We start from the raw sequence: 13941 nt of genomic DNA on the forward strand, positions 1-13941 counted from the left end.
GGCGGTGCGCCCCATGTCCCCACCTGAAACCACGTCGGCTGCCCCCAGAGGCGGCCTTGTCGTATTGGCTCTGTTCCTGGTCTACGTGGTCTGGGGCTCTACCTATCTGGGCATTCATCTGGCGCTTGAAAGCGGCTTGCCGCCGTTGTCGGTGATCTCCGGCACGCGCTTTGTGATCGCTGGCGGCGTGCTCTACGCCTTCCTGCGCTGGCGTGGCATGGCCGCGCCGACGCGTGCGCAATGGCCAACCCTGGCGGTGATGGGCCTGTGTCTACTCTTCTTCGGCAACGGCATGGTGGTGATGGCCGAGCGCGACGTGTCCTCGGGCCTTGCAGCGGTGGCGGTGGCATCGGTGCCACTGTGGATGGCGCTGTTCTCCGCGTTCCGTGGCGACAAGGTGACGCGCGGCGAGTGGCTGGGCATCGCCATCGGCTTCGTCGGCGTGGTTTGGCTCAACGCCGGCAGCACGCTGACCGCAACGCCCAAGGGGCTGGTGTTTCTGCTGATCGCGCCGCTGGGCTGGGCGGCCGGTTCGATCTGGTCGCGTGGACGTGACCTGCCGTCGCCGTTCATGACTGCGGCCGGGCAGATGCTGTGCGGTGGCGTGATCCTGGTTGCCGTGGGCCTGCTGCGTGGCGAGCGCGTGGAAGCCTGGCCGACGCTGCAGGGCGTATTGTCGGTGGGCTACCTGACCGTGTTCGGCTCCATCGTCGCCTTCACCGCATATGTGTGGCTGCTGCAGAACGTGCGGCCCGTGCTCGCCGGCAGCTATGCCTATGTGAACCCGGTGATCGCGGTGGCGCTGGGCGCGTGGATCGCGCATGAGCGTTTCAGCGTGTCCGATCTTGGTGCGATGGCGGTGATCCTGGCCGGCGTCGTGGTCATCACCCTTGCCCGGATACGCCGCGCATGAGTTCCAACGAATATCGCAATGGCCTGTGGGCCGCCACGCTGGCCTTCGTCATCTGGGGCCTGTTCCCGCTGTACTGGCACCTGCTCAAGCAGGTGCCGTCGGACCAGATCATCGCCCACCGCATCGTGTGGAGCGCGGTGCTGTTGTTCGTGCTGCTGTTCATGCGCGAGCGGTTGGCGTGGCTGAAGCAGATCCGCTCGGTGCCGCGTACGTTCTGGTTGCTGGGCTTGGCCAGCATGGTGATCGGCTTCAACTGGAGCCTGTACATCTGGGCGGTGAATGCCGGCCACGTGGTTGAGACCAGCCTGGGCTATTTCATCAACCCGCTGCTGAGCGTGCTGCTGGGCGTGGTGGTGCTGGGCGAGCGCCTGGGCAAGCTGCAATGGCTGGCGGTGGGCCTGGCGGCCTTGGGCGTGGCGTGGCTGACCTGGCAGGGCGGGCGCGTGCCGTGGATTGCCATTGGCCTGTCGATCTCGTTCGCACTGTACGGCCTGCTGCGCAAGCTGACCCCGGTTGAGCCGGTGGCCGGCATCGGCATGGAAAGCCTGTTCCTGTTCGTGCCGGCGCTGGCCTGGGTGCTGTGGGCCGAAGCCGGGCACGGCGGTGGCTTCTTCACCGGCGGCTGGGGTTGGGGCACGTTGGCGTTGCTGGTGGCGTCCGGTGCGGTCAGTGCGGTGCCGTTGATCGCCTTCACCTACGGCGTGCGACGGATTCCGTTGAGCGTGGTGGGGTTGTTGCAGTACATCGGCCCAACCCTGCAGTTCCTGTGCGGCGTGCTGGTGTTCCGTGAGCCGTTCGGCATGGACCGGTTGGTGGGTTTTGCCTTCATCTGGGCCGGCCTGGTGGTGTTTGCGCTGGCCGGTTGGCGCGCAGCTGCGAAGGCGCGGGCTGCGGTGGGTTGAGGGTCTGAAGGTTTGAAGGCTTGAAAGCTTGAAAGCTTTCAAGCACCCCTCCCCAGCCCTCCCCTTGGCCTACGGCCAAAGGGAGGGGGTGGATCATGTGCTCGGTCGGTCTGTAGCGGACCGCTTCTGCTCCCTCCCTTGCGCCGAAGGCGGAGGGGAGGGTTGGGGAGGGGTAAGGCAGTTGCCCCGCAGAAGCGCCCGCCGGGATTTCATCCCAGTGCGCTGGGCGTCCGGCACTCACCGTTGTCACCGGCACCGCCAAACCAGTCGTTGACCACGCCGGAAAGACGGTCCAGCCGCATCGGCAGGGTCAGGTGATCTTCGCCTTCCACTTCCAGATAGCGCGCATGCGGCGCGGCTGCAGCCAGGGCGCGGCCCTGCGCGACCGGGATGTGCTCATCGTCGCGGCCATGCACCAGCAGCACGCAGGCAGGGACCTGTGCCAGCGCCTGACCGACGTCCACCTGATCCAGATCGATGCCCAGCTTGCGGTCGGCTGCGGCAATGGCCTCGTCCAGCCCGCGTCCGCCGTACTGCCAGCGCGCCAAGGGCAATGCCACGTAATCGCTGAGACGTTCCGGTGGCTTGGACAACATGTGCGGCACCATCGTGCGGATTGCCTGGCCAGCGTTGTCGAAGGACTCCATCGCCACCACGCTGCTCAGCTGCGGGCCAAGCTCACGCGCGGCGAAGATCGCCGTGGCCGCGCCATAGGAAACGCCAAGCAGATGCACCGGGCCGCTGATCTGGCCCTGCGCCTTCAACGCCTGCACGGCAGCCACCACGTCCGCGCCTTCGCGCGTGCCGTAACCGGAAGGCGCATGGCCTGAACGGCCGTGGTTGCGCAGGTCCAGGGCGATGGTGGGGTAGCCGTTCTGCGCCAGCTCCAGCGCCCACGGCAGCAGCGAGCCGCCGTCCATCATCCAGCCGTGCAGCAGGATCACCGTGCCGTGCGGTGCGGTGTCGGAGGTTGCCGGCGATGAGGCTTCCATCGAGAACTCGGGGAACTGCTGGCCCTTGCCCAGATAGCGGTAGTCCAGGCGGTAGTCACCGGGATCGAAGGCAACCCAATGCAATGCCACGCCATCGCTGCCGCTGACACTGCCCTGGTGGTGCGGCAGGCGTGCGAGCAGCGCATCGATGCGTTCGGTGGGGACCAGTGGCGAGGTGCCACCCGGTGCAGCCAGCCGCTCACTGAGTGAGAGCGGTGGCACGGGGGAGGAGAGAGCAAAGCCAGCCAGCATCACGCAGACGCCGGCCAGTGCCAGCGATCGAAGCATGGCCGGGTCCGGATTGTGGGAGCCGGCTACCGTAGCGGCCGTCCCTGGCCGCTGCTACCGCGTTTGCATTACATCCATGTGACCGTTGTGCTGTATTCGGTTTTGGCCGGCTCAGGTTTCGCGCAATGCGGTGGTGATCGGCAGCCGTGCCGCGCGCAGGGCCGGGAACAGCCCGCCCACCAGGCCGATGCCCAGCGCCCATTTCAGGCCGCTCCACAACAACTCCGGTGACACCTTGAACTGGAACACCACCTGGCTGAAATTGTTGCCCAGCGTGGACACGGTGAAGTTGTTGAATGCCAGCCACGCCACCGCGCAGCCGAGCAAGCCGCCGAGCAGCGCCAACAGCATGGTTTCCAGCATCACCGCAGTGACGACCGGCACGCCACGGAAGCCGATCGCGCGCAGTGTGGCGATTTCACGCGCGCGCGTGGCCACGGCCGCATACATCGTGTTGAGTGCACCGAACACCGCGCCGACGGCCATGATCGCGCCGATCACCGTGCCCAGTATCTTCAGCAGCGTGTTCAGGCTGCCGCTCTGCTTGCGGTAGTACTCGGCAGTGGTTTCCACATCCAGCTTCAGGCGCGGGTCGGCGGCCACGGCGGCCTTGAACGTCTCGAAACCCGCCTTGCCTTCGGTGCGCACGTTGATCGACTGCCACGCACCACGGTTGTAGGTCGTGGACAGGGTCTGTGCATCGGTCCACAACTCCGATTCGTGTGCATCACCGGATTCGAAGATGCCTACCACCGTCCAGCTCTGGTTGCCGAGGTTGAGCGTGTTGCCCACTTCCAGCCCCTGGAACTGCTTCTGCGCCCCTCGTCCGGCCACGATCTCGCGCAGGCCGGTGCCGAACTTGCGGCCTTCGACGATGCGCACCTTGTTGTGCACGGCCCAGGCCTGTTCGCCAACGCCACGGAACTGCGCGTTGACATCGGTGCCGTCGCTGCGCGAAGTGAGGTTGACCACCTGCGAAACCTCAGCCGATACCAGCGGCCGGCCGTTCTCACCGCGCGCCACGCCGGGCAGGGTTTCCAGCAGCGGCACCTGGTCGCGGGTGATGACCGAATTGGTCTCGGCCTGCGAGCCGCCGCGCAGCACGATGGCGGTGGTGTCATCGCCGGTGCTTTCCAGCGTGGCCTGGAAACCCTGGCCCATCGCCAGCATCGCCACCAGCACGCCGACCACGCCGGCAATGCCGATCACGATCACCGAGGAAGCGCCCCAGCGTTGCGGCAGGCTGGACAGGCCGATGCGGGTGGCAGCCAACGCCAGCCGTCCGCTGCGGGTGAGCAGCAACCACAGCACCAGTGCCAGCACCAGAACCACCACGCCGATCCACGGCATGGCGACCCACAGCCCAAGGCCCATCGCCAGCAGCACGATCACCAGCGCGTTTGAAAGAAGGTTCTTCATGTCGTTCTCCTCAGCGCCCGGCCAGTGCGTCAACGATCTTCAGGCGCTTGGCACGCAGTGCCGGCAGCACGCCCACCACCAGACCGATCGCAACGATCAACAGCAAGCCCATCACCCAGGTCTGGGTGGGAACATGCGGTGGCAACAGCCCCATCGTCTTGGGCGCCATCACCGGCAGCGCCAATGCGGCCAAACCCAGGCCGATGGCACCGCCCAGCCCGACCAGCAGCACGGACTCCACCATCACCAGGGTCAACACGGTGCCGTCCTTGAAGCCGAGCGTCTTGAGCGTGGCCAGTTCCGGGATGCGTTCGCGCACGGCCTGGGCCATGGTGTTGCCGGTGAGCAGCAGCAGGGTGAAGAACACCGCGCCCATGATCGAGGTGACGATCATGCCGATGTCGGCGAACTGCTTGATGAAGGCCTGCTGGAACGCCGACTCGGTCTGGCTCTTGGTTTCGTGGTCGGAGTTGGCCGAGATCGCATCGATGGCCTGGGCCACGCGTGAGGCATGGTCCGGGTTGTCCAGCTTGACCGTGTACCAACTGACCTGGTTCTTGATGTAGTCGTTGGATTCATCAAAGTACTTCCAGTTCATCATCAGCTGGCGTTCTTCGTTGGCGGCGGTGGCGGTGTTCTTGGAACGGAAGATGCCGACCAACTGCAACGGCCAGTCATTGCTGCCGCCACGCGGGAAGATGGTGGCCTGTAAAGGAATGGTGTCGCCGATCTTCCAGCCGAACTGCTTGGCCAGTGCTTCGCCGACAACAGCGCCGGTACGGGTGTTGCGGAACGCCTCGACCTGCTCCTTCGGTATTTCGAACTCGGTCATCAGGTCGAAGTAGTTCGGTGCCACCGAGAAGTTGGGGAAGAAGTTCTTGGGGTCCTGGTAGATGCCGCCGAACCACATGGCGTAGGTGACATCGCTGACGCCTTCGATCTGTCGGATCTGCGGTTCAAGGCGGATCGGGATGGTCTGGGTGATGGACAGCCGCGAGCCGACCACCAGCCGGCTTGCACCGGCCACGGTGTTGCCGCCGCTGGCAAAGGCCACGCGCACCGAGTCGAGCATGCCGAACAGCAGGAAGGCGGTGACCACCGACAGCAGCGTGAACAGCGTGCGCGTACGGCTGCGGAACAGCTGCGCCCATATCAATGAGAAGTACTTCATGGCGGCGCTCCTCAGTAGACCGGGGCGTCGGCCAGCTCGCCCTTGTCCAGATGCACGGTATGGGAGGCGTACTCGGCGGCCTTGGGATCGTGGGTGACCATGATGATGGTCTTGCCGTGTTCGCGGTTGAGCAGCTGCAGCAGGCCAAGCACTTCTTCGGCCGAGTGGCGGTCAAGGTCACCGGTGGGCTCGTCGCAGATCAGGAAGGTGGGGTCGGAGACGATGGCGCGGGCGATGGCCACGCGCTGCTGCTGGCCGCCGGACAGTTCGTTGGGGCGGTGATCACGGCGGTCGGCCAGACCGACCAGGGTGAGTGCGATCTGCGCGCGGCGCTTGCGGTCACTGGCGCTGAGCTTGGTCAGCAGCAGCGGAAGCTCGACGTTCTTCTGCGCGGTGAGCATGGGCATCAGGTTGTAGAACTGGAACACGAAGCCGACGTGGTGGCTGCGCCAGGTGGAGAGCTGGCCGGCGCTGAGCTGGTCGATGCGCTGGTCTTCGATATTGATTTCGCCGCCGGTGGGGGTATCGAGTCCGCCGATGAGGTTGAGCAGGGTGGTCTTGCCGGAGCCGGACGGGCCCATCAGGGCGACGAAGTCACCGCGGGCGATATCCAGGTCGATGCCGTGCAGGACCTGCACTTTTTCCGGTCCACGCTGGTAGGTCTTGGTGATGTTGCGCAGGGAAACGAGGGTGCTCATGGTTGATCCTCAGCAGTGACACGGTGACGTTCGGATTCTTGCTTTCCCCCTTCCTGGCGCAGTGCAGGGGAGGGCGGAGGAGAGTGGCTTCTGCGATTGTTTTTGAGATTGCGGCAGATGCAGTAGCAGCGTTGGTAGTAGCAGTAGAAATAGCAGCAGTAGTTGAAGTAGTAGCAGTTGCAGTTGCTTCTTCCCCTCCCTTTGCCGAAGGCAAGGGGAGGGCCAGGGAGGGGTGCAGTTGCTGTTGCTGTTTCTGTAGCCCTTGGTCTTCCTGATACCTGTTGAAACAACAACAGCAAGGGCTTTCACTCCCCTTCGGGGGGCGAGTTACTTTTCTTTGCTTGTGCAAAGAAAAGCTAACCAAAAGAAACGATCTTCAACAGCCGAATGGCTGGTCAAGCACACCCTGCCTACGCGCCTTCCGCGCTGCGCGCTACAGGTCCACTACGCTGCCGGAATTTTTCGACGGGACGTCCGTGTCCCGTCGAAAAACGACGTGTATCCATGCACGCCGCCCCTGCGGGGTCCTCTCCGTCAGCTCCGTCGCTGCGGAAGGGAACCTGGTACGGCAACAGCAACTACGACGGCCAAAGCCAAAGCCAAAGCCAAAGCAACGGCACCCCTCCCTGGCCCTCCCCTGCACTGCGTGCAAGGGAGGGGGAAGAGCAACAGCAAGATCAACTGCAACAGCAAGATCAACAGCGGCGGTTTGCCGCTGTCTGGTGCATGACACCAACGTCGCGTTGCCCGGGCCTGCGCCCGTTGCTTACTTTTCCGCGCCTGCCAATGTCACCTTGTCGCCATCCTTCAGTTCTTCCGGTGGATTGATCACCACCGTCTGCCCGGCGCTCAGGCCCGACACTACCTGCTTGTCCTTGCCCAGCGTGGCGCCGGTCTCCAACCCCTGCGCCTTCACCTTGTCGTCGGCCTGCAGCACGAAGGCCACCGGCTTGCCGTCACGCTGCACGATGGCCGTGGCGGGTACGCGCACGCCCTTCGGTGCTTCCGCGCCAGGCGCAGCAGCCTTCTCCAGGAAGCTCACGCGCACGCCCATCTCCGGCACGATGCGCGGGTCCTTCAGCTTCAATGCCACGCGCACCTTCACCGTCGCCTTGCCGCGATCGGCAGTCGGAATGATCGCGATCACTTCGCCAGGAATCTTCCAGTCCGGGTAGGCGTTGAGCACCGTCTCAACCGGCATCTTCGGCTGCACGCGACCGATGAAGGCTTCGCCGACTTCCACTTCCACTTCCAGCGATTCCATGTCGACGATGGTGCCGATGCCGGTACGGGTGAAGCCACCACCGGCCGACAGCGGCGACACGATCTCGCCCGGCTGCGCGGCCTTGGCGGTAACCACGCCGGAGAACGGTGCACGCACGATGTTGTTGTCCACGCCCAGGTCGGCGATGGACAGTGCGTCCTGCGCCACCTTGGCGTTGTGCCGGGCGGTCAGCAGCTGCGCACGCAGGCTGTCGCGTGCGGCCACGGCCTGGTCGTACTGCGAGCGTGAAACCAGTTGCTGACCTACCAGCGATTGCAGGCGCGATGCTTCGGCTTCGGTCTGCAGCAGCTGCGCCTGCAAGCCACCGATCTGGCTGCGTGCGGCATCTAGCTGTGCGGCGTTGAGGCTGCGCTGTGCGTTGGCGTCGATCGGGTCCAGCGTGGCCATCACCTGGCCTTCTTCCACACGCATGCCTTCTTCGATCATCACTTCGCGGACCTTGCCGGTGATCTTGGCCGACACGGTGGCCATGCGTCGTGCGACCACGTAGCCGCTGGCATCGAGCACCGCAGTGCTGCCGCCGCCAGCCTGGGCCATGGCCACGACCGGTGCGGTTTCCACGGTGATGGTCGGCTTGCGGCTGACCAGTACACCGATGACCAATGCCAGCAGCAGCGCCAGTACCAGCCCGATCACCACCCACAGCCAGCGGCGGGAAGAGGACGGACCGCCTGGCGGCGGTGTGGCCGAGCGGTCGATGCGGAGTTCCTTCAGCAGTTCAGCAGATGCATTCATGTGGAAAAGGACGGCGCGTGGTGGGAAATGTGACCGAAGGTAACCCAAACCACCACGACCGGTATGCCGTGGCATGCAGCGGATTCTAGACAGCGGCCGGTTCCGGCGCAGGTGACGGGTGTCACCCGCTTTGCCTGACCGCCGTGACTGCCGGCCCGGCTCCGGCGGATCTACCGTTGCGCCATTCCCGATGGAAGGCGACGACGATGGAGCAGGGTAACGAAGTACTGGCCAGCCTGCGTGGCGTGTACAAACGCTACGGTACGTTGGCCGCGCTCGATGGCGTGGACATGGACCTGCACGCCGGCCAGGTGCTGGCGTTGCTTGGCCCCAACGGGGCCGGCAAGACCACTGCCATCGGCCTGCTGCTGGGCCTGCTGCGCGCCGATGCCGGCCAGGTGAGGCTGTTCGGTGATGATCCGCAGCAGTTGTCCGCGCGGCGCGGTATCGGGGTGATGCTGCAGGACGCGCAGCTGCCGGAAACACTCGCCGTGCACGAGCTGCTGCGGCTGACCGCCAGTTACTATCCGGCGCCGCGCGCGCTGGACGAAACCGCGGCGCTGGCCGGTATCGAGGACCTGCTGCGGCGCCCCTACGGGAAGCTCTCAGGTGGCCAGCAGCGGCGGGTGCAGTTCGCCATCGCCATTTGTGGCCGCCCACGCTTGTTGTTCCTCGATGAGCCCACCGTCGGCCTCGACCTGGCCGCGCGCCGGCGCTTGTGGACCAGCGTGCGCACGCTGGTGGGCGAAGGCTGCGCTGTCGTGCTGACCACGCATTACCTGGAGGAGGCCGAACAGCTGGCTGACCGCATCTGCGTGATGCTGCGTGGCCGGATCGTCAGTGACGGCAGCGTCGATGCGTTGCGTGCGCGGGTGCTGGTCCGCGCGGTGCGCTGCCAGTCGCAGTTGGACGTGATGCAGGTCGAGCGTTGGCCGGGCGTACGCCAGGCGCTGCGCGAAGGTGCGCACCTGCATCTGGCCTGCGACCAGGTGGAAGCGGTGGTGCGGCGCCTGTTGGAAGCCGACCCTGCACTGTCGGCGCTGGAAGTCAGGCCAGCCGGCCTGGAAGAAGCGTTCTGTGATCTCACCAACCCACAACAGCAGGCTGCCTGATGAACACCTCGACCTCGTTTCTGGATGGTGCCCGCGCCGCCGCGCGCATGCCGGGCCTGCGCCTGTTGGGCGCCTACGCGCAGGAAGCACGGGCCGAATGCCTGCGTTATCTGCGCAGCCCGGGTTTCGTGCTGCCGACGATGTTGTTCCCTGCCACCTTTTACCTGATGTTCGCGGTGATGCTTGGCATGGGCAATTCGGTTGATGCGCCACGCTTTCTGCTTGGCACGTATTCCACGTTCGGGGTGATGGGGCCGGGCCTGTTCGGCTTTGGCGTGTCGCTGGCGCTGGAGCGCGGCAACGGCCTGCTCACGCTCAAGCGTGCATTGCCGATGCCGCCTGCGGCGTACCTGCTGGGAAAGATGGTGATGGCGATGCTGATGGCATTGATGATCGCCGTGCTGTTGCAGGGCCTGGCAGTGATGGTTGCCGGTGTGCAGCTGACGCCGCTGCAGATGCTGCGCCTGACCACAACCTGTGTGCTGGGCGCATTGCCGTTCAGTGCACTCGGCCTGCTGCTGGGCACCTTGGTCAAGGGCGATGCCGCACCGGCACTGGTGAACCTGGTGTATCTGCCGATGGCGCTGCTGTCGGGGTTGTGGTTCCCGCTGTCGGTGCTGCCGCCGCTGCTGCGCAACCTTGCACCGGTCTGGCCCAGCCATCACCTGAACATGCTCGCGCAATCGGCCGTTGGCTTTGACACCGGCAGTCCGTGGCCGCACGTGCTGTGGCTGGCCGCATTCACCGGGGTGACCGTCGCATTGGCCGGCTGGCGCCTGCGCCGCTTTGGCTGATGGCATCATGGGCCGCACTGGAACAGGAGTTCTCCGCTGATGTCGCGCCATCTTCCCGCCTGGCTGAAACCGGCACCGGATTCGGTGGTCGCCGACAACATCAAGCTCGGCAAGTGGCCGTGGCTGGATGCCATCCACCTGCTGTGGACGGTGTGGGTGTTCATCACGCCGATGTTCGCTGGCGGCTACACCCTGCGCTGGATGTGGATAACGCTGCTCTCGTATCCGGTGTTCGTGCTGCTGTACGCGCTGACGCTGCTGTCCTCGCGCCGCAACGTGGCCATCTACGCCATCGGCATGGTGGTGCTGGGGATCTCGCTGCTGAGCGTGTATCCCTCGGCCTTCAGTTACTTCGTCTTCGGCTGCGTCGCACTGCGCATCAATCGCAGCATTTCCACGGTGCGGTACCTGTGCGAGCTGGCGGCGCTGAACACGGTGTTCGTGGTGCAGGCAGTGTGGGTGGGCTACCCCTGGCAGGCCATCGCCTGGGTGCCGGTGTTGTCGACCATCATCGGCCTGATCGTCAGCGGCGAGCGTGCCGGCCAGGAGAAGGATGCCGCGCTGCGCCTGTCGCACGAGGAAGTACGGCGCCTGGCCGCTTCTGCAGAGCGCGAACGCATCGGCCGTGACCTGCATGATCTGCTCGGCCACACGCTCTCGCTGATCACGCTGAAGCTGGAGCTGTCACGCAAGCTGTTCGACCGCGATGCGGAGCGGTCACGCAATGAGCTGGCCGAGGCCGAACAGATTGCACGTGACGCGCTGGCACAAGTGCGCAGCGCGGTCACCGGCTTCCGCGCCGCCGACCTGGCCGCCGAGCTGGCCTCGGCGCATCTGCTGCTGGAATCCTCGCGCGTGCACCTGCGTTACGGTGTGCCGCCGCCGATGCCGGCGTGGATCGAGTCCGGGCTGGCGATGATCCTGCGCGAGGCGGTCACCAACATTGCGCGTCATGCACAGGCCAGCGAGGCGATGATCGGCATTCAATGTGATGCCGGCGCCGTGTTGCTGGAAGTGGTGGACGATGGTCGTGGCGGGGTATCGGTCAACGGAAACGGACTGGCTGGCATGCGCGAACGCGTGGATGCGCTGGGCGGCACATTGGATATCGATTCCCCGCGCGAGCGCGGTACGCGGCTGAAAGTGCGCATCCCGATCAACGCCACAACGGCTGCACCCACCGAATGGTTGGCCGCAGCGGTGCAGGACGGCATCACGCCGCGCGAGGCACGCGCATGATCCGCATCCTGCTGGCCGAGGATCAGGCGATGGTGCGCGGCGCGCTCTCGGCTCTGCTCAATCTGGAAACTGATCTGGAAGTGGTCGGCGCCGCCGCCGATGGCGAAGTGGCATGGCGCGAACTGCAACGGCTCAAGCCCGACGTGCTGGTCACCGATATCGAAATGCCCAACCTCACCGGCCTGGAACTGGCCCAACGCGTGCAGCGCCATCAGTTGCCGGTGAAGGTGGTGATCGTGACCACCTTCGCCCGCAGCGGTTTCCTGCGACGTGCGCTGGATGCCGGGGTGCAGGGTTATCTGCTCAAGGACTCACCGGCCGAAAAGCTGGCCGAAGCACTGCGTCAGGTGCAGCGCGGCGGTCGCGCGATCGACCCGCAGCTGGCGATCGAAGCGTGGTCCGAAGCCGACCCGCTGAACGACCGCGAGCGCCAGGTGCTGCGGCTGGCCGGCGAAGGCCGCTCGGCCAACGAGATTGCCGAACAGCTCGGCCTGTCGCACGGCACCGTACGTAACTACCTGTCCGAATGCATCGGCAAGCTGGGCGTGGTCAACCGCATCGAGGCGTACCGCCTGGCGCGGCAGAAAGGCTGGTTGTAACCGTAGGAGCGGCCTTGGCCCGCGAAGTCGGGAATACTCGCGTCATCCGACGACACTGGCTTCACGGCCAAGGCTGCTCCTACGAGATTCAATGCGGCTTGCCGCGCGCCATCGCCTGGAACACGCCATCGCGGCGCACCCACAGGTGGAACAGCGCCGCCGACAGATGCCCAATCACCGTGGCGAACAACAGGTAGGCCAGCAGGCTGTGCGCGTTGCGCAACGCGGCGTACAGCGCCGGATCGTGCGGCGCGATCGGCGGCAGGTTCAGGCCCGACCACATCACGATCGGGTAGCCGCCCGCCGACAGCATCGACCAACCGATCAACGGCATCGCCAGCATCAGGCCGTACAACAGCCAATGCGAGGCATGCGCGGCGGCGGCTTGCCACGCTGGCAGGTCGGCCGGCAGCGGTGGCGGCCGGTGGCGCAGGCGGTTGTAAAGACGCACCAGTGCCAGCAGCAGGATCGCGATGCCCAGCGGGCGGTGCAGGTCGATCAGCGCCGGGCGCCAATGCAGTGAGGTGACCATGCTCACGCCGACGAACAACATGGTCAGGATCATCGCCGCCATCAACCAGTGCAGTACGCGGGCGGTGAGATTGAAGTGGCCTGCGTCGCGGCTCATTGTGCATCTCCCTTGCCGGTGGCGTCGGCTGCCTTGCCGCTGGCGATCTCGCGCTCGCGGCGGTTGAATGACTGCGAATACACTGCTGAGCGCGCGGCCAGGATCGGGTCGTTCGAGCCCTTGATGCCATGGGGCAGGATCAACGGGTCGTAGTTGAGGTCGCGGCAGGCGCCTTCGGCCTGTGCCTGCATCGAGGTCAGGCTGAGCGTGCCGACCTTGACCTGGCGGCGCTGCTCGGGCCACACCTGCGAGGGATCATCGATCGGGTCGCCGGCCTCGGCCAGGGTCACCCACATGTCCCAGCGCACCGGGCCCTGCGCCAGCCGTTGCTGGAATTCGTCGGCCAGGTAATCCAGCCCGGCCTGTGCGCGTTGCTCCGGTGTCATCTCCACGAACGGTGCCTGCGGGCGCATGCTCCAGCGCACGAAGTGCTCGCTGCCGTCGGCGGCGATGAAGCGGAAGCTGTTGATTCCGTTGTAGTCGGTGTTGGCCCAGCTGTTTGACCACGGCGCGCTCTTGGCCCACTGCCCGAACGCACGCGCCGACGGATATTTCGCCTGCACCGCAGCCAACTTCGCCGGGTCTGGTTTGCCGGTGGCCGGATCGGGGATGCCGGCGCGGGTCTGTTCGAGGAAGGCTTCGGTGGTGGGCACGGCGAAGAACGGGAAGCTGTTCATCGCGGTGCGCCACTCCTGTCCGTCATCGCTGATCAGCTGCAACGCCATGCTGCGTACGCGCGCATTGGCATCGGCGCCGTGCGGGTCGCCACCACCGATCGACAGGCGGCCCAGCACCGGCACCTGCGGTTGCTGGAACACGCGTGCCGAACTCAGCGCCGCGCCTTCCGGCGTGCCCTGGAAGCTGCCACTCACGCACATGCCCTTGGCATGCGCACGACGGAAGCCGGGATGCGCCGCGCCGGTGGCTTCGATGCTGTCAGTGAAGGTCTGGGCAGTGGCGCGGTCGCGACCGATCCAACCGGCCAACCAGGCGAAGGCCAGCACCAGCAGGCCGGCGATCAGCGCGATCAGCGCGATCCATAACAGCGGCGAACGGGCGGCGCGTGATTCCTGGTCGGAGCGGGTATAGCCGAAAAGCGACATGACGGGATTCCTGCCTTCACGATGCGTGTGGGTGGGCGACGCAGGGATGCTGTCAGAAAATCC

General features: G+C 65.6%; 13 protein-coding genes. 6 read left to right on the forward strand and 7 right to left on the reverse strand.

Annotation, left to right across the window (positions count from 1 at the left end):
- Nucleotides 1–13: 13 nt before the first annotated feature.
- The gene (gene yedA, locus LR961_RS02185; RefSeq protein WP_232146785.1) at nucleotides 14–913 is read left to right on the forward strand and encodes a drug/metabolite exporter YedA; all 900 of its coding nucleotides are present in this window, start codon (nucleotides 14–16) and stop codon (nucleotides 911–913) included.
- Nucleotides 910–1815, forward strand: coding sequence for an EamA family transporter RarD (gene rarD / locus LR961_RS02190; protein WP_232146786.1), 906 nt, complete (start codon nucleotides 910–912; stop codon nucleotides 1813–1815). The genes yedA and rarD overlap by 4 nt, the downstream gene beginning before the upstream one ends.
- A 209-nt stretch (nucleotides 1816–2024) precedes the next feature.
- Here the strand turns inward: rarD and LR961_RS02195 are convergent, their stop codons facing one another.
- The 5 genes from LR961_RS02195 to LR961_RS02215 all read right to left on the reverse strand — a co-directional run bounded on the left by LR961_RS02195 (nucleotide 2025) and on the right by LR961_RS02215 (nucleotide 8403).
- Nucleotides 2025–3095 carry an alpha/beta fold hydrolase gene (locus LR961_RS02195; protein WP_232146787.1) on the reverse strand — a complete coding sequence of 357 codons (1071 nt, stop codon included), beginning with the start codon at nucleotides 3093–3095 and terminating at the stop codon, nucleotides 2025–2027.
- Between the two features lie 111 nt (nucleotides 3096–3206).
- Nucleotides 3207–4514 carry an ABC transporter permease gene (locus tag LR961_RS02200; RefSeq protein ID WP_232146788.1) on the reverse strand — a complete coding sequence of 436 codons (1308 nt, stop codon included), beginning with the start codon at nucleotides 4512–4514 and terminating at the stop codon, nucleotides 3207–3209.
- Between the two features lie 10 nt (nucleotides 4515–4524).
- Nucleotides 4525–5685, reverse strand: a complete 1161-nt coding sequence (locus tag LR961_RS02205) for an ABC transporter permease (protein ID WP_232146789.1) — start codon at nucleotides 5683–5685, stop codon at nucleotides 4525–4527.
- A gap of 11 nt (nucleotides 5686–5696) precedes the next feature.
- Nucleotides 5697–6383 carry an ABC transporter ATP-binding protein gene (locus tag LR961_RS02210; RefSeq protein ID WP_232146790.1) on the reverse strand — a complete coding sequence of 229 codons (687 nt, stop codon included), beginning with the start codon at nucleotides 6381–6383 and terminating at the stop codon, nucleotides 5697–5699.
- A 766-nt stretch (nucleotides 6384–7149) separates the two neighbouring features.
- Complete coding sequence (locus LR961_RS02215; protein ID WP_232146791.1) at nucleotides 7150–8403, reverse strand: efflux RND transporter periplasmic adaptor subunit; 1254 nt, start codon at nucleotides 8401–8403, stop codon at nucleotides 7150–7152.
- Between the two features lie 206 nt (nucleotides 8404–8609).
- On the opposite strand from LR961_RS02215, the gene LR961_RS02220 reads away from it, so the two are divergent.
- The 4 genes from LR961_RS02220 to LR961_RS02235 are packed head-to-tail and all read left to right on the forward strand — an operon-like array spanning nucleotide 8610 to nucleotide 12147.
- Entirely contained in the window at nucleotides 8610–9515 is a 906-nt protein-coding gene (locus tag LR961_RS02220; RefSeq protein WP_232146792.1) for an ABC transporter ATP-binding protein, read from the forward strand.
- Nucleotides 9515–10309 (forward strand): ABC transporter permease, encoded by a 795-nt coding sequence (locus LR961_RS02225; protein ID WP_232146793.1) that lies wholly within the window; start codon nucleotides 9515–9517, stop codon nucleotides 10307–10309. Before LR961_RS02220 ends, LR961_RS02225 begins: the two co-directional genes overlap by 1 nt.
- A gap of 39 nt (nucleotides 10310–10348) precedes the next feature.
- Complete coding sequence (locus LR961_RS02230) at nucleotides 10349–11548, forward strand: sensor histidine kinase (protein ID WP_232146794.1); 1200 nt, start codon at nucleotides 10349–10351, stop codon at nucleotides 11546–11548.
- The gene (locus LR961_RS02235; protein WP_057632236.1) at nucleotides 11545–12147 is read left to right on the forward strand and encodes a response regulator transcription factor; all 603 of its coding nucleotides are present in this window, start codon (nucleotides 11545–11547) and stop codon (nucleotides 12145–12147) included. Before LR961_RS02230 ends, LR961_RS02235 begins: the two co-directional genes overlap by 4 nt.
- A gap of 88 nt (nucleotides 12148–12235) precedes the next feature.
- On the opposite strand, the gene LR961_RS02240 is transcribed toward LR961_RS02235, so the two are convergent.
- A complete protein-coding gene (locus LR961_RS02240; RefSeq protein WP_232146795.1) occupies nucleotides 12236–12775 on the reverse strand; it encodes a cytochrome b/b6 domain-containing protein in 540 nt (179 codons plus the stop codon).
- A complete protein-coding gene (locus LR961_RS02245; RefSeq protein ID WP_232146796.1) occupies nucleotides 12772–13878 on the reverse strand; it encodes a catalase family peroxidase in 1107 nt (368 codons plus the stop codon). Before LR961_RS02245 ends, LR961_RS02240 begins: the two co-directional genes overlap by 4 nt.
- Nucleotides 13879–13941 lie beyond the last annotated feature (63 nt).

Origin of the sequence: Stenotrophomonas sp. SY1 (assembly GCF_021202945.1) — a bacterium.
Classification (GTDB): Bacteria; Pseudomonadota; Gammaproteobacteria; order Xanthomonadales; family Xanthomonadaceae; genus Stenotrophomonas.

Coding starts and splice junctions, on each gene's coding strand:
- rarD (WP_232146786.1), top strand. CDS start 910: ATGAGTTCCAACGAATATCGCAATGGCCTGTGGGCCGCCACGCTGGCC.
- LR961_RS02200 (WP_232146788.1), bottom strand. CDS start 4,514: ATGAAGAACCTTCTTTCAAACGCGCTGGTGATCGTGCTGCTGGCGATG.
- LR961_RS02205 (WP_232146789.1), bottom strand. CDS start 5,685: ATGAAGTACTTCTCATTGATATGGGCGCAGCTGTTCCGCAGCCGTACG.
- yedA (WP_232146785.1), top strand. CDS start 14: ATGTCCCCACCTGAAACCACGTCGGCTGCCCCCAGAGGCGGCCTTGTC.
- LR961_RS02215 (WP_232146791.1), bottom strand. CDS start 8,403: ATGAATGCATCTGCTGAACTGCTGAAGGAACTCCGCATCGACCGCTCG.
- LR961_RS02225 (WP_232146793.1), top strand. CDS start 9,515: ATGAACACCTCGACCTCGTTTCTGGATGGTGCCCGCGCCGCCGCGCGC.
- LR961_RS02245 (WP_232146796.1), bottom strand. CDS start 13,878: ATGTCGCTTTTCGGCTATACCCGCTCCGACCAGGAATCACGCGCCGCC.
- LR961_RS02210 (WP_232146790.1), bottom strand. CDS start 6,383: ATGAGCACCCTCGTTTCCCTGCGCAACATCACCAAGACCTACCAGCGT.
- LR961_RS02195 (WP_232146787.1), bottom strand. CDS start 3,095: ATGCTTCGATCGCTGGCACTGGCCGGCGTCTGCGTGATGCTGGCTGGC.
- LR961_RS02220 (WP_232146792.1), top strand. CDS start 8,610: ATGGAGCAGGGTAACGAAGTACTGGCCAGCCTGCGTGGCGTGTACAAA.
- LR961_RS02235 (WP_057632236.1), top strand. CDS start 11,545: ATGATCCGCATCCTGCTGGCCGAGGATCAGGCGATGGTGCGCGGCGCG.
- LR961_RS02240 (WP_232146795.1), bottom strand. CDS start 12,775: ATGAGCCGCGACGCAGGCCACTTCAATCTCACCGCCCGCGTACTGCAC.
- LR961_RS02230 (WP_232146794.1), top strand. CDS start 10,349: ATGTCGCGCCATCTTCCCGCCTGGCTGAAACCGGCACCGGATTCGGTG.